The organism is Xenococcus sp. PCC 7305, from assembly GCF_000332055.1.
GTDB lineage: Bacteria > Cyanobacteriota > Cyanobacteriia > Cyanobacteriales > Xenococcaceae > Xenococcus.
Window position 1 is genome coordinate 1 of sequence record NZ_ALVZ01000145.1, and the last position, 18,055, is coordinate 18,055.

Consider the following 18,055-nt stretch of genomic DNA (forward strand, 5'->3'; position numbering starts at 1 on the left):
ATTATCTTGAGCCTTATCCCTTAAATTATCAATAAAAGCCATCAATGCAACTGGGGGACTGGCCCCCCAGACCCCCCATTGGGGCCGGGACGCCGCCCCCAAACCCCTTGCGTAAGGATTAGCTAGTGAGTAGGAAAATTGGGGAGCGTCTTGGTGGTTGTTTAATGTTCTAGATAGGAATTGTAATTTCTTAAAACATATCTCTAAAATATCTTTCACTGCAATTAGTATGAGACATCTGCGTAAGTCCTAAAGTAATAAGTATTTATCTGTCGGCTTTTTGCTCTTTGTTGATAGATAGCTTATTTATGGTCATGCCTACTATTTGAAGTAAATCAGCCTAACTATCAGTTCAACCCCGATAAAACCTTCAATGTCTAATCTTCAGCAAATAGTTGAAATAATTTGTGAGGTGCGACGAAGAGTTCCCACACAACGTAGTGTTCTAGTCGCAATTAGTGGGATTGATGGCTCTGGGAAAGGGTTCATTGCAGCACAACTCCGAGATTTGTTAAAGGCTCAGAGATTAAACTGCGTTGTCATTAATGGTGATGGTTGGCTAAATCTTCCCGAAAAACGGTTTGATCTTCATAAATCACCTGATTACTTTTATTTGAACGCTTTTCGCTTTCGAGAGATGTTCACGCAGTTGGTGCTCCCTTTACGAGAGCATCGGTCAATAAAGATAGAAGTTGATTTTGTCGAAGAAACTGCTAGGGATTATCGAAAACACCTCTATGATTTCAAGGACGTAGATATAATCTTGCTCGAAGCTATTTATCTTCTGCAACCAACTTTCATCTCCTACTATGATCTCGCTTTTTGGATTGATTGTAGTTTTGAAACAGCATTAGAGAGGGCTTTAGCAAGAGCTCAGGAAGGCTTGTCAACGGCAGAAACAGTAAAAGCCTACCAAACTATTTATTTTCCGGCTCAAGAGATCCATTTTCAACAAGATAATCCTCAGAGCCTAGCCACCATAATTATTAATAACGATCCCAAATCCAAAATAAGGGATATTCATTAAATCATGAGTTTAAAAATATATTTTCTGCGCCACGGGGAAACAACTTCTAGTCAGACCGGAGGTTACTGTGGGACTCTAGACATTGAACTAACCCCAGAAGGGACACAGATGGCAGAGGATTTTGCCGCCGCCTATAAGTCTCTTTCTTGGCAAGCTATCTTTTGCAGTCCTCTGTGGCGCACAGTTATGACTGCCAAACCCCTGTGCGATTCGCTGAAGATGGATATGCAGCTCAGGGAAGGACTGAAAGAAATTGCCTATGGTCAGTGGGAAGGTAAAACTCCCGAGGAAGTTAACCGAGATTTTCATGATGAATATGTGCGCTGGTTGGCCGATCCTGGTTGGAACTCGCCCACTGGAGGAGAAAAAGGCATCGATATTGCTCGTCGCAGCAGTGCTGTACTAGAAGAAATCGAGCAAACCTATAGCGATGGCAATGTTTTGGTAGTTTCTCACAAAGCAACCATTCGTATTATGCTCTGTTCCTTACTGGGTATCGATGTGGGTCGTTATCGGGATAGGATATTAATGCCCGTTGCCTCCGTTAGCATCGTCGAATTTACCGAAAGAGGTCCACTACTGAGAGCTTTGGGCGATCGCTATCATCTGTCTGAGTCCTTGCGCGAGCTACCTGGCACTTGAAAGGTATATATTATAAACTGTGATATTTATAAAGCATTTCCATGGATGAGTTGTCAGCGTCTCAAACAAATTATCAACAACAAACTAACACTATCAAAATATTACCTGGGACAAGTTATCCTTTAGGCGCAACTGTTTGCCCTGGTGGCGTGAATTTTAGCCTGTTTTCCCAACATGCTGAAGCCATCGAATTACTTCTGTTTGATCAGCCCAATGACAGCAAACCCGTCCAGATAATTAAGCTTAATAAAACATTTTTCTACTGGCATGTTTTTGTCCAAGGGATTAAGGCCGAACAAATTTATGCATATCGAGCCTATGGGCCATTCGCACCAGAAAGAGGATATCGTTTCGATCAGACAAAAGTTCTATTAGATCCCTACGCCAAGGCCATTGCCAACACAGAAAATTACGATCGCGAGGCGGCCATCGGGTCAGAGGATAATTGTGCCCAAGCTCTCAAAGGGATAGTCATCGATCCTAGTGCCTATGACTGGGACAATGATCGGCATCCCAGGACACCCTACGCTACAAGTGTGATCTATGAACTTCATGTCGGTGGCTTTACTAGCAATCCCAACTCTGGGGTCTCGCCTGAAAAACGGGGTACCTATGCCGGAATCATCGAAAAAATCCCCTATCTTAAACAATTAGGAATTACCGCAGTAGAATTGCTGCCGGTTCACCATTTCGATCCCCAGGATGTTCGTCCCGGGCTGACCAACTATTGGGGCTACAGTACCATCAGCTTCTTTGCTCCCCACCAAGGCTACAGCTCCGATGGAGATTCTCTAAGCACCTTAGATGAGTTTCGAGATCTGGTTAAAGCTCTACATAAAGCAGGAATTGAAGTGATTTTAGACGTGGTGTTCAACCATACCGCCGAAGGCAATCACCTGGGCCCGACCATCTCATTTCGCGGCTTGGATAATCAGACCTACTATATGCTAGACGATGACCTTGCACTCTACAAAAACTATAGTGGTTGTGGCAATAGTTTTAAAGGCAATCATCCGATTCCGGGTCGCCTGATTATCGATTCATTGCGTTACTGGGTTCAAGAAATGCATGTTGATGGCTTTCGCTTTGATCTTGCTACTGTCTTGGCAAGGGATATTTTTGGACAACCTATCGAAGGTCAATCAGATAGTATTAATATTCTTTGGGCAATTGAATCTGATCCGATCTTAGCGGGAACGAAACTGATTGCTGAAGCTTGGGATGCCGCTGGACTCTACGGTGTAGGGCAGTTTGTAGAATTGGCAGATTGGTTTGCCGAATGGAATGGCCCCTTCCGCGATGATGTACGTCGTTTTGTCAAAGGCGATCACGGTTCTGTGAATGCCTTAGCCGCCAGAATTATTGCTAGCCCAGATATCTACTCCCGCACCGATACTGATATTAATCGCAGTGTGAACTTTATTACTTGTCATGACGGGTTTACCCTCAACGATTTAGTTTCCTACGATCGCAAACATAATCTCGCCAACGGGGAAGAAAATTGTGATGGTGCCAATGACAACCATAGTTGGAATTGTGGTGTCGAAGGTGCTTGTGAAGATCCCAAGATTGAGCAATTGCGATTGCGGCAAATCAAGAATTTTTTCTCTATTCTTCTATTCTCTCAAGGGACACCGATGTTTCTCATGGGGGATGAAGTCAGACGGGAACAAAAAGGCAACAATAATGCTTACTGCCAAGATAATGAGCTGAGTTGGTTTGACTGGAGTTTAACTGAGAAAAACCAGGGATTATTGCGTTTTGTCAGCAAGTTAATTCATTTTATTCAGGCATTAGAAGTTTTTCGGATCGAAGAATTTTTGGAGGTAGGTCAGGCCAGCCAGGCACCCCATCTAATTTGGCATGGAGTTTATTTAGGTCAACCCGATTGGGGAGAGGATTCCCATGCTTTGGCATTTTCCCTATCTGAGCCAACCAGTGGCGAACATCTTCATGTGATGTTTAATGCCTATTGGGAGCCGCTTGATTTTGAAATACCACCTTTAGCCCCAGGAAAATATTGGCATCGCATTGTGGATACTGCCCTGCCTTCTCCCCATGATTTTACAGATTTAGCTACAGCCCCCAAAATAGATCAAGGGAGTTACTTGGTTACAGCTCGTTCTTCTGTCGTTTTGATGGAAAAAAACACTGGTAAGTGATCAATTGATGATTGTAATTGTTCTATTTTTAATTAGTGGCGGCATCTTTTTTACCTTACGGTTTGGTTTTCTCAATATTCGTGGTTTTAGTCAGGCGATCGCGATCTCCCTCAGCAAACATAATACTGACAATTCAGGAGATGTTTCGCCCTTTCAAGCCCTAACCACAGCATTGTCTGCCACGGTAGGCTTAGGGAATATTGCGGGAGTCGCGATCGCAATTCAAGTGGGTGGTGTCGGGTCGGTTTTTTGGATGAGTGTCGGGGCTTTTTTGGGCATGTCCAGTAAATTTGTTGAATGCAGTTTAGGACAGCAATTCCGTCTGATTAATCCCGATGGCACAATTTCGGGCGGCCCCATGTATTTTTTAGAAACCGGCCTATCTAAAATTGAATTGGCTAAATTAGGCAAAATATTAGCTGTCATCTATGCTGTCCTCTGTGTAGGAGCATCTTTTGGCGCAGGCAATATGTTTCAGGTCAATCAGTCCTTTGCGGCCTTAGAGGCTTTATTTCCGAGCATTTCCAGTTATAACTGGCTATTTGGTTTGGCAATTATGTTTTTAGTTGGCTTAGTAATTGTCGGGGGAATTACACGGATTGGCAGTGTTACTAGTAAGCTTGTGCCCTTAATGATTGGTCTTTATTTACTGGGCTGTTTTTGGGTCGTAGCCGTCAAGATCACAGAAGTCCCCACAGCGCTTCAAACTATTATGAGTCAGGCTTTTGAACCGATTTCCGTTGAAGGGGGATTTATCGGTCTGTTGGTAACCTCAATGCGCCGGAGTATTTTTTCCCATGGTGCGGGGTTAGGTACCGCCGCGATCGCCCATGCCGCAGCCAAGAATAACGAACCAATTCGGGAAGGACTAGTGTCGATGTTAGAGCCTTTTATTGATACTATTATTATCTGTAATTTAACTGCTTTAGTAATTGTTTTAACAGGAACCTATGGAGCTCAGATTCCCCCAGGAATTGATGGCTCTAAGCTCACAGCTCTCGCCTTCGCCCAGGTTATTAGCTGGTTTCCCTATGTATTAGCGATCATTATTCTTTTGTTTGGGTTTTCCACAATTATTGCCTGGAGCTATTACGGAGAAAAAGCTTGGTTTTACTTATTTCAAGATAGTAATCTGTTTATTTACAAGGGATTATTTTTATTTTTTGTTTTTTTTGGGGCGATCGCAAATTTAAATCTAGTAGTAGACTTCAGTGATTTTACCTTGCTAGCATTATCGATCCCGAATATCATTGGTTGTATTTTATTGTCGGGAATCGTCGCCAGAGAACTAAAATCCTTTCGAGATTAGCGATCTACTGTGAGATAAGATGATTCGTAGTGTAAAATACGCTTCTAGTCGTCTTGCTATTCCATTATTTTATGATTGCATCCACTCCCCAAAATGAGAGACAAACTCGGCTTAAATGGCATTGGGAGCTACTTTATGTTTTAGTTCGACGCAATCTGAAAAAAAGATATCGCGGTTCTTTTTTAGGTATATATTGGTCATTATTAAACCCTATAATTATGACAATTTTATATACCGCGGTTTTTGGGACTGCTTTTGCAGTACATTATGATGATTCGATCTTAAATTATGTTTTGGCGGTTTTTACTGGTCTAATCATATTTAATTTCTTTTCCTCCTCAACCGCTCAAGCTTTAGCAAGTGTCGTGGCCAACGGCTCGATAGTAAATAAGATTAGGTTGCCTTTATTTATTTTCCCTCTATCTTTTATTGGGGCAAATATTTTCCAGTTCTTGATGGGAGCATTACCTCTACTGCTGATCGTAACATTGATTTTATCCGGAAATATTATCAATGTTTTTGCGATTCTCTTTCCGCTATTAGCGTTGGTCTTAGTCTGTACAGGAGTGGGTTTTTTAACTGGTGCCTTATATGTTTTTTTTCGAGACCTGCCTTATTTTTATGAATTATTGACATTCTTAATTTGGATTAGTTTGCCAATCTTTTATCCTCCGGAAATTGTCCCTGATGAGATTAGACCTGTTTTAGTCGTAAATCCTTTATTTCCAATAATTGAAAGTATTCGGCAAATTAGTTTGTCAGGGGATTTGCCTGATATAACATTGATATTGCATTCTTTGTTGAGTGGTTGCGTTGTCCTGGCTTTAGGTGCGACCGCTTTTAAATTGTGGCAAGAAAAATTTATGGATTTACTCTAGGAAATGACAGAAGCGATTAGATTAGATAAAGTTTCTTTATGGCGCAGAACTCAAGAAGAATTCTCTTACGATCTCAAGCGCACCATACTTTCTGTTGTCGAAGGCAAATATCGTCAACCAGCAAAGAAATTGATTTTAAATGAGATTGAACTCACAATAAATCGAGGGGAAAAAATTGCGATTATTGGTTCTAATGGTTCCGGCAAATCTACTTTATTAAAAGTAATTTGTGGTATTTTACGACCTACTACTGGGTCAGTAAAGGTAAGAGGCAATATTGCGCCACTAATTGAGTTGGGTGCTGGTTTCGACGAAGAGCTATCGGTGCTCGACAATATAATTTTTTATGGTGTGATGTTAGGCTTTTCCCGTCAGGAAATGAAAGAAAGAGCCAAAAGTATCTTGGAGTTTGCAGAGTTACAGGAATATGGTCTGATTCCCGTTAAAAGCTTATCTTCGGGGATGAAAGCTCGCCTGGGGTTTGCGATCGCCACTGATGTGGAACCAGATATCTTAATTCTTGATGAAATTTTATCCGTGGGTGATGAAGGATTTAAACATAAGTGCGAGCAGAAAATGCAAGAATTTTGGCAGGATGGCATCACTATTTTATTGGTTTCCCACTCGATGAGTTTAATTGCCGAATCATGCAAGAAAGCTATCTGGTTAGATCATGGACAAATCAAGTTTATGGGCGATACGGAGCAGGCGATCGAGCTCTATCTTAAAAGTTATTAGGATTAGATGCTAGCTTCAAAAGCAATCCCTTCTTCGAGGAAGTTGGGCCGACCAGCTCGAATACTATTTGCTTCGTTCCCAGTAGCATAAAGGTAAGTTCCAGAAACCAAGGAATTTTGGAAACGAGAGAAGGGAGACGCTGCCCCTGCACCAGTACCATAGACATAAAAGGCAATTCCCTCTTCATTAAAACTATTCGATAAATCGGGATCTGCGTTGATACTATTGCGCTCTGCTTCTCCCGTAAATAAATAGGTACCTGGTCGTTGAGTACTTTGAAAACGAAATAAAGGAATCAACTCATCGTTAGGTTCAATCGCCGCATTAAAAGCAATCCCTTCTTCGATAAAGCTATCAGGAAGGTTCTGATTGATATTTTGTCTTTCCTGCTCCCCAACAAATAAATAAGTACCAGGGGTTCCAGTGCTTTGGAAGCGATATATTGGAGTGTTTAGATTATCGTCCCCAGAATTAGGATCGAGAGGATTAAAATTAATCTCCCACCCAATATCTTGAAAGGCCGCATAATCTAAATTAGTCAGTAATTGCTTTTGCCCCAATTGATTGCCTCCAGTGGTCAAGGCTGGTTCTTGAGCAGTGCCAACTAAAGTAAAACTGTTAATGCCATTCTCCCAATGACCGAGATCTGTCGTCAAAGGAACAGAAGTGGCATTAGGATCATCTTCTGCTTGATAAACAGCCAGAGCATTAGGCCCTGTAAAATTGGTTCCACTGATCTGACTAGTCCAAGAATTATCTCCCCCACTCACCAGCCCGAGAACATGACCCAACTCATGGATAGCAACCGATAAAAAGTCAATATCATTGGCTCCTAATCCCACTGTATCGACGCTATTATGCCAATTTAAAACAGTTGAGCCTATGACTAGATCCGTATCAAACGTAATCGAGCCACCCCACAAACTGTAATCGGTAGCGGGAGAGGTTAAGGCTCCTGCTTGACCACGACCCCGGATAAGTTCTAGGAAATCTAGAGTGCCATTGGCGTTAAATCCCCCAGGCCCTCCTTCACCTAAGGAACCATCGAGATCTCGTCCGCCAACATAAACAATAATTGTGTCTTCTGCGATCGCTAAGTTCTCAATGAATTGTTGGTTCCCGGTTGCTGGATTAGAAAAAACTGCCGTCCAAGTACTCACTCCCGAACCTGAGGGGATTGCTAACAGATTATCTGTAATAAAATTTTCATAAACGCTAGCAGCTTGTTCTAAGGTTGCTCGTCTTGTTAAACCTTCGGCACCACTAAAAAAGCCTTCCGTATCAAAATCATAATTAAATGTAATGTTTAACATATTTTGAGTAACTATTTCCGCTGCGTAGAAGTCAAAATTCAAAAGTCAAAAGTAGTGCGACTCCGCGTTATGGGTCGCGGTATCCTTTAGGGCGGCGTAAGACGCAAGAGAACAGGCACCAAGACGAGTCAAAAGCCCTTGATAGCAAGGGGTTAACGCCTTTCTAATTTACGCCCATGCCCACTAGTTCAGGATAAACTATGTATGTCGATCAAGCCTTCCCAATTTTTAATTTTTAATTTTTAATTTTCAATTCCCTACTCTCCCAGATAAGCTTCTAACACCTCAGGATTTCTTTGAATTTCTTCGGGGGTGCCATCGGCAAGATTTGTTCCTTCTGCTAATACCCAGACGCGATCGCATAACGACATAATAACATCCATATTATGCTCGATCACCAGAAAAGAAATCCCCTGTTGATTCCAATTCACAATATGCTCACAGATTTGGCCAATTAAGGTCGGATTAACCCCCGCAGCAGGTTCATCTAAGAGTACAAGCTTCGGGTCTGTCATTAAAGTACGAGCCATTTCCAAAAGTTTCCTTTGGCCTCCAGATAAAGCGCCTGCATAATCATGGGCTTTGGCGGCTAAACCAACAGATTCTAAAATACTCATAGCTTTTTCTCTGTTGGCGCGTTCTTCCTGCCTCAATTGTTTTTGTTGAAACCAAACTTTAAAGAAGTTCTCTCCTGTTTGTTGGGGCTTAGCGAGTAACATATTTTCGAGCACTGACAATCTCGATAGTACTCTTGCCACTTGAAAAGTACGAATACAGCCTTGTTGGGCAATCTTATGGGGATTCAAATGATGAATCGGTTGATTGTCAAAAATTACCTGTCCTTGGTCAGAACTAATAAAATTAGACAAGAGATTAAATAAAGTTGTTTTTCCTGCACCATTAGGGCCAATTAAACCTGTAATACTGCCATGATCAACATCTATTTGAGCATTATTAACGGCCTTGATCCCACCAAAACTCTTATACAATCCAGTTGCTGTTAATAATTTTTGATTAACCATGAAGAAATTAAAAATTGAAAATTATTTGCCCTTAATCACAATTTATCAGGGAAGCATGCATGAAAAAATGACATATCTAAGGAATAGCGGCAATCTTCCTCATCCCTCATCCTTCATCCCTCATCCCTATACCTTAGAGTTGTCACAAGATAGCGGGCTGACTACGGGCACTATTATTGACTTGTTTTGCCAGTGTAACCTCAGTACCTTCTTTATTCCAATGGACTAGATCAAAGACTTCGTGTAATATGCACAAACCTCTACCATTCTCTGCTTCTTCAACAGGGAAAGAGGTAGGATTTTCGACCTCAGAGCGACAAGCACATTGGGGAACAAAGCCTGTGCCTTCGTCCCTGATAATCCAACAATATTCTGTAGGAGTCACATTGAACTCGACAACAATAGTCTTGCTCGGATCTAGCTTATTGCCATGTCTGGCTGCGTTGACTAAAGCCTCTTGCAAACCTAATCTAAGTTCAGCATGCCACTGAGAAGGAATATGAATTAGGAGCAGATCCAAAATTGGGTAAAGGTAGAGGGTAGAGGCAAAGCTCAGGGTGCTACCTTTCCTTTTATTCCAGGGAATGGGGAGAGCAATCACTGGTAACAACCTCTAAACTATAATTTTTGCTTGACGGGAAAAACTCTTCTCTAAGTTGGTAACTTTGTCTCGAATCTTTATCTTATTCACTCCTTTCTTCTGGACTAACCAAGGGTTACGCTGCTCTATAGTTTTACTGCTATGTTCTCTCAAAGCTTATATATCTCCTAAACAAAATTTTGCAGTTATAAGGGAACCAAATCTTACGTATCTAAGATGGAGATTTCACTTGCATATTATGTATGTTCTAACCCTTTGGAGAAGTTATGTAGACAGCCCCACTTTCTGGTTTTAGGAGCAGTTGAACCATTAAAACCATAGTTTCCCCTCTCTTGGTTTTCTAACTAGTCTTCTCCATTATACTAAAAATTGCTGACCATGAAAATCCTAATCGCAACTTAGGGAGAAAATCCTACCATTTTTCTGCATAGTTTATAGCTGCAAACTGTTTACAGGAAAATAGTTTCACTATCTGGTTCTGCTCTTTTTTGAAGTACAACTAAAGACTCAATATGACTTGTCTGAGGGAAGAAATCAACTGGTTGGACTAATTGTATTTGATAGATACCAGAGCTACATAATAATTTAAGATCTCTGGCCAAAGTTGCAGGTTTACAACTGACATAAACAATTTTAGCTGGTCGTAAATTTAATAAGGTCTCGATTACTTGGCGATCGCAACCCTTGCGCGGAGGATCTAAGAGCATAATATCGGCATCAAGCTCTAAGTTTCGTAAGCATTCTTCCACTCTTCCCGTGTAAAAATCAACATTGGTAATTTGGTTGATTGCAGCATTTTGTCGGGCTTGAACAATTGATGCGGGATGAATTTCAATACCTATAGCCTGCTTAACTTTTTGGGCTAGGGGAAGGGTAAAAGTCCCAATCCCACAATAGGCATCGACTAAGATTTCATGGCCTTGAAGATTGAGAACCTCAATAATCTTTTCTAATAAAAGTTCTGCTGCTGCAGTATTTACTTGGAAAAAAGTATCAGAGCAGATCCTAAATTCCAATCCCCCAAAAATTTCCTTTATATAGGGTTGCCCCACAAGAATCTCGGTTTGCCCTCCTAAAATAACATTATTTTGACGAGGGTTGATATTAAGACATACCCCCATCAAGTTGGGATATCTATCGAGCCAAATTGCTGCTTGCTCGCTAATTCTGGGTATCTTATGGTCTTTAGCTACCAAAGTTACCAATATTTCTCCTGTATGATGGCCTATCCTGAGTCCTAAATGGCGTAGTTGACCTTGCACATCTTGAGGATTAGTTTCGTCGTAAATTGACCAACCCTGTTGCTGAATATCCTGTTTGAGTTCTTGGAGTAGGGGATTGAGGCGAGAATCTTGAACAGGACATTGGTTTAAATTGACAATTTTATGGCTATTTTTACGATAGTAACCAGCTTGGACATTACCTGTGGCAGAAGTTCCCAGGGGATAGGTTGCCTTATTGCGATAGCTGAGATCCTCAGGCGCGTGTAATGTTGACTGTACCTGAATTTCTGGCAAATTACCAATGCGTTGCAAAGCTTGAGTGAGTTGTTGCTGTTTAGCCACTAATTGGGATTCCCAGTTGATATGTTGCCACTGACAACCACCACATTTATCGGCGACAATGCATCGTGGACGAATGCGATCGCCTGAAGCAGTTAAGAGCTTTTGTAATTTAGCCTCTATATATTGGGATTTCACTCTAGTTACTCTTGCCAAAATGCGATCGCCAGCAACGGTATCAGGGACAAAAATAACTTTACCGTTGATTCTGCCAACCCCTTCACCACTGGTGTTGAGATCGGTAATCGTAACTTCTAGTACACTACCTTGTTGCATCAACTTAATTTGTCATCCCCTATGTGATTAGTTTTTGTGCCATCTGGGAAAACTGGGTCAATCTAGTAATGCGATCGCGAATAGACTGCAATCTTACTTCTTTGGTCTGGGTTTTTCGAGAGGCTTCAAGAAATAAAATATCAGTATTTAACAACCGAAATTCCCTTTGAATCTCAGTTTGTAGCGATCGCCATTGCTGGACACCCGATTCCGCTAAATCATCTTCGGTTAGAGTGAAAATTGTTTCTTGACAAAATTGTTGTAAATCTTGCCAACTCTCTTGCGAAAAGGTTTTAGAGGAAGTGCTAACCTGATTTTGAAATTCTTTGAGCAAACTGAGGAATTCTTGATAAGCCTTTTTATGTATAATCGATGACATTATGAAATTTCTTTCGTAATTTGAATAACAAACTTGACAAGATTAAGGTAAAATTTTACTAAGTAACCTTGATTTATTCGCATTCATAATATCCAAATCACAGCCTTTCTCATAGAAAATAAATTTATATAAAAAATATTGTTTTCCATCTTGGATTTCATAGCAAAATAATAATTAAGCAGTTTTAGTACAGATTTTCACCCACTTGAGCTGGGGAGAACTTTTTAGTTCTTAGATTATCTCAAATTATTCGTAATTGATCCGCCCAAAAACCTCTAGATTATCCCGCAGCTATTATGACCGCTATCACTGTCTTAGAAAGCTCTCTTCCCAGTCTCGAAATTCCTGACTGGCTACGACAATGTCTCCTCGAAGATCAAGTAGAACAGAGCAATCAAGATCGTAATCTTATTTGCCGTGCTTTCAATTTTGCTTACAATCTCCATGAAGGTCAATACCGTAAGTCGGGAGAACCCTATATTGCCCATCCCGTGGCGGTGGCCGGATTACTAAGGGATTTAGGTGGCGATTGTGTGACGATCGCAGCAGGGTTTCTCCATGACATAGTCGAAGATACCGATATTACCCCTGAACAAATTGAGGAAATGTTTGGCTTCGAGGTGCGTTGCCTAGTTGAAGGAGTTACTAAGCTATCGAAGTTCAATTTTTCTAGTACGAAAGAACGTCAGGCGGAGAATTTTCGTCGCATGTTTTTGGCCATGGCTCAAGACATTCGAGTCATTGTGGTGAAATTGGCAGACCGTTTGCATAATATGCGCACTCTAGAGCATCTTAAGCCAGAGAAACAAAGAAGGATTGCCCTAGAAACTAGAGAAATATTTGCGCCCTTAGCCAACCGCCTAGGGATTGGTCGTTTCAAGTGGGAATTGGAAGATTTATGCTTTAAATACCTAGAACCAGAAGCTTACCGAGAAATTCAGTCTTTAATCTCCGAAAGAAGAAGTGATCGCGAAGCCAGAATCGAAAAGGTGCTTGATACTTTGCGATCGCAGATGGAAAATCTGGGGATCAAGATTCTTGAGCTTAAAGGAAGACCCAAGCATCTTTATGGGATCTATCAAAAGATGCAGCGGCAACAGAAGAAATTTGAAGAAATCTACGATATTGCGGCGATTAGAATTATTGTCGAGGCTAATGAGCAATGTTATCGCTCCCTAGCGGTTGTTCACGATGCTTTTAAACCAATTCCTGGAAGATTCAAAGATTATATTGGTCTACCAAAACCAAATCGTTATCAGTCGCTGCACACCACTGTTGTGGGGTCAAATGGTCGTCCCCTAGAAGTCCAAATTCGGACCTTAGAAATGCACCATATTGCCGAATATGGGATTGCTGCCCACTGGAAATATAAAGAAACAGGCTCCAGTGAAGCTCCGGTTAATTCCGATGATGAAAAATTTACCTGGCTGCGTCAGTTATTAGAATGGCAAAAGGATCTCAAAGACGCTCAAGAATATATTGATAATCTCAAAGATAATTTATTTGAGGATGATGTCTATGTCTTCACTCCCAATGGCGATGTCATCTCTTTGGCTCGGGGATCAACTCCTGTAGACTTTGCTTATCGCATCCATACAGAAGTCGGCAATCATATGAAAGGCGCCAGGATCAATGATCGTTGGTCAGTTTTAGACCGTTCCCTGGAAAATGGCGATATTGTTGAGATTATTACCCAGAAGAATAGTCATCCAAGTTTAGATTGGCTCAATTTTGTGGTTACGCCCACAGCCCGCAACCGTATTCGTCAATGGTACAAGCGATCGCATCGTGATGAGAATTTAATTCGTGGTAAAGGATTGTTGGAAAAAGGTTTGGGGAAAACCGGGTTCGACAGTCTGATGAAATCAGAACAAATGCAACTGACTGCTCAAAAATGTAATTATCAAACAGTAGATGATCTCCTAGCTGGTTTGGGCTATGGGGAGGTTACCCTCAATCATGTTGTCAATCGTTTAAGGGACATTACCAAAGAACAGCAACCTATTGAGGAAGTCAAGCCAGAATTAGAAATTGAAACCCATTCAGAACATACTCAGCCGATTCATTCTCGTGGCAAGAAGTTTCCGATCGCGGGGATCGAAGGTTTGTTATATCATTTGGCTGGTTGTTGCAAACCTCTTCCTGGAGAATCCATTATTGGGGTAGTCACTCGTAGTTCTCGGGGGATCTCGATTCATCGTCAAGGTTGTTCTAATGTTGAGAAAGTAGAAGCAGAAAGGTTAGTTCCTGTTAGTTGGAATCCCATTGACGAGGCGGGAAGACCTTTAACCTATCCTGTCGATATTCAAATTGAAGCACTTGATCGTGTCGGTGTTTTACGGGATATTTTAACTCGTCTGAGTGACCAGAATATTAATGTCCGCAATGCAGGAGTTCAAACTAGTCCCAATAAGCCAGCTTTGATTTCTCTGAGCCTTGACATTCGCGATCGGCAACAGTTTGAATATACTCTGAATCGCATGAAGAATATGAGTGATATTCTTAATGTTCGTCGTTTGGCTCAAGGGAATAGTAATTTTCAGGATTAAATTGGAGACTTGAAAATTGAAAACTAGAGATTAATTATTTTTGCTGGTCTTTATTATTGAGGCTAGAATTCTGGCAATTTTTAACTATCAAGGAATTTTAAAAATCTTACCTTGGGGGCAACTAAATTTTCATATTGAGATGCTTTGGCTTCGATTTGTTGTATTTGCGTTAAAGCTCTGCCACAGGAAAAACCATAGGCTTCCTTCACGCGATCGCTAGCAATATTTAAAGCCGTACGGGATTTTTCCACAAAATCTGCCAACTCATATTCCGTTCCATTCGTAAAATATTGTTTGACAACCAAAGAAGGAGAGTAACAGCTTTGGATATCGTCATCTGGCCATTGAATTTGAAAGTTAATTTCGGGCATCTTGTTTTAGTTTTTGGTAGAGTTTGAGATGGATTTGGGCGGATTTTTGCCAAGAATATTGAGAAGGGATTGCTTTACTATTGCGAATTAATTGTTGGGCAAGGTTTTTGTCTAGTATATCAAGCATTGCTTGAGCGATCGCATTACTAGAATGGGGCTTAACGAGTAAAGCCTGTTGTGAAGAAAGAAATTCGGTAAACGGGGCAATATTAGAGGTAATAACAGGCAGTCCAGAGGCGATCGCTTCTAATAATACCAGTCCCCAACCTTCTTTAACCGAAGGAAAAACAAAAGCATCCGCACAACGGTATAAAACTGGAATATCTTGATCGCTCATCACCCCAGGAAGCAGCAAAGACTCACCTAGGTGAATTTGGTGCTGTTTGGCAATAGTAAAAAATTCGTTGCGATATGGTTGATAGTCAAATAGAGTTTCGCCCCCAGCAATAACTAACTGTGCTTGAGGATGAACTTTTAAGATCTGACTAAAAGCTTGTAACAGTCTCAGGGAATTTTTGCGAGGTTCGATACCTCCAATAGATAGGTAAACATGGTCACCTGTAATTCCTAAGCGCTGTTTTAATTCCCTTTCGGAGCCATTAGCATCACTAGAAAATCTTTGAGTATTGATCCCATTAATAATTACTGGGGCTGAAACTTTATACTGTTGTTGTAATTGCTCTTGCCAATATTGAGAGACACATAAACATAAATCTGGTTCTTGGATCGAGCGATCGTGACATTCCTGTAAATAGGGGCTGTTAAAATCATCTATATGATGTACAGTTCGCAGAAAACTGGGAATCATTTGTTGATCGCGCAAAACTTTGAGCGCATTAGCACTAATACAATCTTGAGAATGATAAATATCATATTTATCGGTTTCATTACTCAAGTAATCGATGAATTCAGCAATTCTTTGTTCGATTAACTTATCTATAGAATCTGCTGCCGGCTGAGTTGGCACTAATTTACTAGGACATTTTAAAGGACGGTGAAAGCCAATATTGTCTTTATCCAAAGCATAAATACAAACTTCTTGTCCTGCTTCTTGCAACGCTTCAGCTAACTCTAAAGTATGAATTACACCACCCCTAGGTTTTGTTGAGTAGGTAAATAGAGCAATGCGCAAAGTTTTCATTATTTGAATTTTAGATAGCGTTTCTCGGAGTCAATCGAAGGCAGAATAGATCAACTGCCTTCAAAGATCTAGCCTAGCTATAATTGCTATATTAATGCTTCGAAAGCCGCCCCTTCTTCTATATATTCAGGGAAATTATGGCGAATATTTTCCGCTTCGGCTCCTGTGGCGAATAAATAGTTGGAGTCGAGATTGGGGTTGGTATTTCTAAATCTATAAAAAATATCCCCCTTACCTTCGCCTGCTCCGTAAACGTAAAAAGATACTCCTTCCTCTGTAAAAGAATCACTATAGTTTTGATTAATGCTATGGCGCTCGTCCTCTCCCACATAGAGATAAGTTCCTGGTATCACATTGCTTTGAAACCGATACATAGCAATCAAATCATCTTGGGGCTTATTTCCTACTTTAAAAGCCATGCCCTCTTCTACAAAATTAGGAAAATTATGATAAATATTGCTGCGTTCTTCCTCTCCTAAAAACACATAGGTTCCTGGGATTTAGAAACTTGATGAAGAATCTCTACTATTTTTACTTGCGATCTCATTAGCAGTGGCGATCGCCCTGTCCCACTTATCTGTAATGAGGGGGAAACCATGAAGGCATAACTATTCTATAATGAGCAACTGCTAGCTTACTTATATTTTCAAGATGAGCGATACTATTTTCGGCAAAATCATTCGTAGAGAAATTCCCGCAGATATAGTCTATGAAGACGATCTGGCTTTAGCTTTTAAAGATATTACCCCCCAAGCACCAACTCATATTCTGGTCATTCCCAAAAAGCCAATTCCCCGAGTTTCTGAGGCCAGATCGGAAGATCAAAGCCTGCTTGGTCATTTACTCTTAACGGTCCAAAAAGTGGCAGCTGAAGCTGGCTTGACTAATGGTTATCGGGTTGTGATTAACAATGGCAATGATGGTGGACAAACAGTAGATCATCTCCATTTACATATTCTAGGCGATCGCCAAATGAAATGGCCGCCAGGGTAAGGGATGAGGAACATTTTCTTGTTACAATTCGTTACAGAAAAGCTTTAAATTTAAATAATGGAATTTCTAGAAACTCAGTTATATTATCTCGAAAGATTTGCCGATAATTTGGTGGCAACTCAACTAGATCACCTCAGTGTGGTCAGTATGGGAATTATTTTTCTGGCAGGACTCCTAACAAGCCTCACTCCCTGTATGCTCTCGATGTTACCAATTACGATTGGCTATATTGGGGGATATGAATCTCAAGGCAGATGGCAAGCCGCAACTCAGTCGAGTTGGTTTGCTTTAGGTTTAGCAACGACGTTAGCTCTTTTAGGCGTTATTGCAACAACGATTGGCAAAGTTTATGGGCAAATTGGCCTTGGTTTACCCATTGTCGTGAGCCTAATCGCGATCGTCATGGGATTAAATCTACTAGAAATAGTACCTTTGCGGTTCCCTTCTCTAGGGGCAACAGAATGGATTACCGATGAGCTACCTCATGGTGTTCGCTCCTATCTATTAGGTCTGACCTTTGGCTTAGTAGCATCTCCTTGCAGCACTCCTGTTCTTGCCACCTTATTAGCTTGGGTTGCAACTACTCAAGATTTGCTCTTAGGTGCTGGTTTATTACTCGCCTATGCTTTAGGCTATGTTGCTCCTTTGATTTTGGCTGGCACTTTTACCGCATCAATTAAAAAATTATTAGAATTGCGTCGTTGGTCTGGTTGGATTAATCCTGTAAGTGGGACTCTATTGGTCTTATTTGGTGTTTTTTCTCTTTTAAATCGATTTGTGTGATTATCTACTGGTTACTCCAGTTACTCACGATTAACTTGATTTTGCCAAGTCGTGTGCATGATATATTTGAGCGATTGTCTCATCAGTTGGCGAAATTCGCTCACTATTTTTGTTGGTATAGTTGCCTTTGTCATCGTTGAAATTAATATTCAGTCCAGCAAACCTTGCGATCGCATTGGCAACCATTCTGCCAATTAAAAACAAAAATCTCCCTCGGGGCTTGTAACCTAGAGAGAGACTTGATTTTATTTATTATATGGGCCGAGTTGGATTTGAACCAACGTAGGCGTAGCCAGCGGATTTACAGTC

At 41.0% G+C, this 18,055-nt stretch carries 18 protein-coding genes; 9 read left to right on the forward strand and 9 right to left on the reverse strand.

The annotated features are described in order from the left end of the window. Window positions 1-373 precede the first annotated feature (373 nt). From XEN7305_RS08435 to XEN7305_RS08460, 6 genes are all read left to right on the forward strand, one after another. Window positions 374-1,027: a uridine kinase gene (locus XEN7305_RS08435; RefSeq protein WP_006508971.1), complete on the forward strand. Its 654-nt coding sequence runs from the start codon at window positions 374-376 to the stop codon at window positions 1,025-1,027. Between the two features lie 3 nt (window positions 1,028-1,030). Then, window positions 1,031-1,669 (forward strand): histidine phosphatase family protein, encoded by a 639-nt coding sequence (locus XEN7305_RS08440; protein ID WP_006508972.1) that lies wholly within the window; start codon window positions 1,031-1,033, stop codon window positions 1,667-1,669. Between the two features lie 41 nt (window positions 1,670-1,710). Beyond that, window positions 1,711-3,831 carry a glycogen debranching protein GlgX gene (glgX, locus tag XEN7305_RS08445; protein WP_006508973.1) on the forward strand — a complete coding sequence of 707 codons (2,121 nt, stop codon included), beginning with the start codon at window positions 1,711-1,713 and terminating at the stop codon, window positions 3,829-3,831. A gap of 7 nt (window positions 3,832-3,838) precedes the next feature. After that, complete coding sequence (locus tag XEN7305_RS08450; RefSeq protein ID WP_006508974.1) at window positions 3,839-5,140, forward strand: sodium:alanine symporter family protein; 1,302 nt, start codon at window positions 3,839-3,841, stop codon at window positions 5,138-5,140. Window positions 5,141-5,211: 71 nt separating this feature from the next. Then, window positions 5,212-6,018: an ABC transporter permease gene (locus tag XEN7305_RS08455; protein WP_006508975.1), complete on the forward strand. Its 807-nt coding sequence runs from the start codon at window positions 5,212-5,214 to the stop codon at window positions 6,016-6,018. A 3-nt stretch (window positions 6,019-6,021) separates the two neighbouring features. Then, window positions 6,022-6,756, forward strand: coding sequence for an ABC transporter ATP-binding protein (locus XEN7305_RS08460; RefSeq protein ID WP_006508976.1), 735 nt, complete (start codon window positions 6,022-6,024; stop codon window positions 6,754-6,756). Between the two features lie 2 nt (window positions 6,757-6,758). On the opposite strand, the gene XEN7305_RS26530 is transcribed toward XEN7305_RS08460, so the two are convergent. The 5 genes from XEN7305_RS26530 to patD all read right to left on the reverse strand — a co-directional run bounded on the left by XEN7305_RS26530 (window position 6,759) and on the right by patD (window position 11,909). Next, window positions 6,759-8,069 (reverse strand): hypothetical protein, encoded by a 1,311-nt coding sequence (locus XEN7305_RS26530; RefSeq protein WP_006508977.1) that lies wholly within the window; start codon window positions 8,067-8,069, stop codon window positions 6,759-6,761. A gap of 257 nt (window positions 8,070-8,326) precedes the next feature. Further along, entirely contained in the window at window positions 8,327-9,091 is a 765-nt protein-coding gene (locus tag XEN7305_RS08470) for an ABC transporter ATP-binding protein (RefSeq protein ID WP_006508978.1), read from the reverse strand. A 142-nt stretch (window positions 9,092-9,233) separates the two neighbouring features. Beyond that, window positions 9,234-9,692, reverse strand: coding sequence for an anti-sigma regulatory factor (locus tag XEN7305_RS08475; protein WP_006508979.1), 459 nt, complete (start codon window positions 9,690-9,692; stop codon window positions 9,234-9,236). Between the two features lie 449 nt (window positions 9,693-10,141). Next, window positions 10,142-11,530, reverse strand: coding sequence for a 23S rRNA (uracil(1939)-C(5))-methyltransferase RlmD (rlmD, locus tag XEN7305_RS08480; protein ID WP_006508980.1), 1,389 nt, complete (start codon window positions 11,528-11,530; stop codon window positions 10,142-10,144). A gap of 19 nt (window positions 11,531-11,549) precedes the next feature. Beyond that, the gene (gene patD / locus XEN7305_RS08485) at window positions 11,550-11,909 is read right to left on the reverse strand and encodes a heterocyst frequency control protein PatD (protein ID WP_006508981.1); all 360 of its coding nucleotides are present in this window, start codon (window positions 11,907-11,909) and stop codon (window positions 11,550-11,552) included. Window positions 11,910-12,205: 296 nt separating this feature from the next. Here patD and XEN7305_RS08490 point away from each other — a divergent pair, with 296 nt between their 5' ends. Further along, window positions 12,206-14,458: a bifunctional (p)ppGpp synthetase/guanosine-3',5'-bis(diphosphate) 3'-pyrophosphohydrolase gene (locus XEN7305_RS08490; RefSeq protein ID WP_006508982.1), complete on the forward strand. Its 2,253-nt coding sequence runs from the start codon at window positions 12,206-12,208 to the stop codon at window positions 14,456-14,458. Window positions 14,459-14,538: 80 nt separating this feature from the next. Here the strand turns inward: XEN7305_RS08490 and XEN7305_RS08495 are convergent, their stop codons facing one another. From XEN7305_RS08495 to XEN7305_RS08505, 3 genes are all read right to left on the reverse strand, one after another. After that, window positions 14,539-14,829 carry an MSMEG_0570 family nitrogen starvation response protein gene (locus XEN7305_RS08495; protein WP_006508983.1) on the reverse strand — a complete coding sequence of 97 codons (291 nt, stop codon included), beginning with the start codon at window positions 14,827-14,829 and terminating at the stop codon, window positions 14,539-14,541. Continuing rightward, a complete protein-coding gene (locus XEN7305_RS08500) occupies window positions 14,816-15,970 on the reverse strand; it encodes an MSMEG_0565 family glycosyltransferase (RefSeq protein ID WP_006508984.1) in 1,155 nt (384 codons plus the stop codon). Before XEN7305_RS08500 ends, XEN7305_RS08495 begins: the two co-directional genes overlap by 14 nt. A gap of 86 nt (window positions 15,971-16,056) precedes the next feature. Next, the gene (locus XEN7305_RS08505) at window positions 16,057-16,455 is read right to left on the reverse strand and encodes a hypothetical protein (RefSeq protein ID WP_006508985.1); all 399 of its coding nucleotides are present in this window, start codon (window positions 16,453-16,455) and stop codon (window positions 16,057-16,059) included. Window positions 16,456-16,621: 166 nt separating this feature from the next. Here XEN7305_RS08505 and XEN7305_RS08510 point away from each other — a divergent pair, with 166 nt between their 5' ends. Together XEN7305_RS08510 and XEN7305_RS08515 are read left to right on the forward strand one after the other, a co-directional pair. Continuing rightward, window positions 16,622-16,963: a histidine triad nucleotide-binding protein gene (locus XEN7305_RS08510; protein ID WP_006508986.1), complete on the forward strand. Its 342-nt coding sequence runs from the start codon at window positions 16,622-16,624 to the stop codon at window positions 16,961-16,963. Between the two features lie 57 nt (window positions 16,964-17,020). After that, entirely contained in the window at window positions 17,021-17,746 is a 726-nt protein-coding gene (locus XEN7305_RS08515) for a cytochrome c biogenesis protein CcdA (protein WP_006508987.1), read from the forward strand. A 30-nt stretch (window positions 17,747-17,776) separates the two neighbouring features. On the opposite strand, the gene XEN7305_RS28980 is transcribed toward XEN7305_RS08515, so the two are convergent. Then, window positions 17,777-17,950 (reverse strand): hypothetical protein, encoded by a 174-nt coding sequence (locus XEN7305_RS28980; protein WP_158500390.1) that lies wholly within the window; start codon window positions 17,948-17,950, stop codon window positions 17,777-17,779. Window positions 17,951-18,055: the final 105 nt, after the last annotated feature.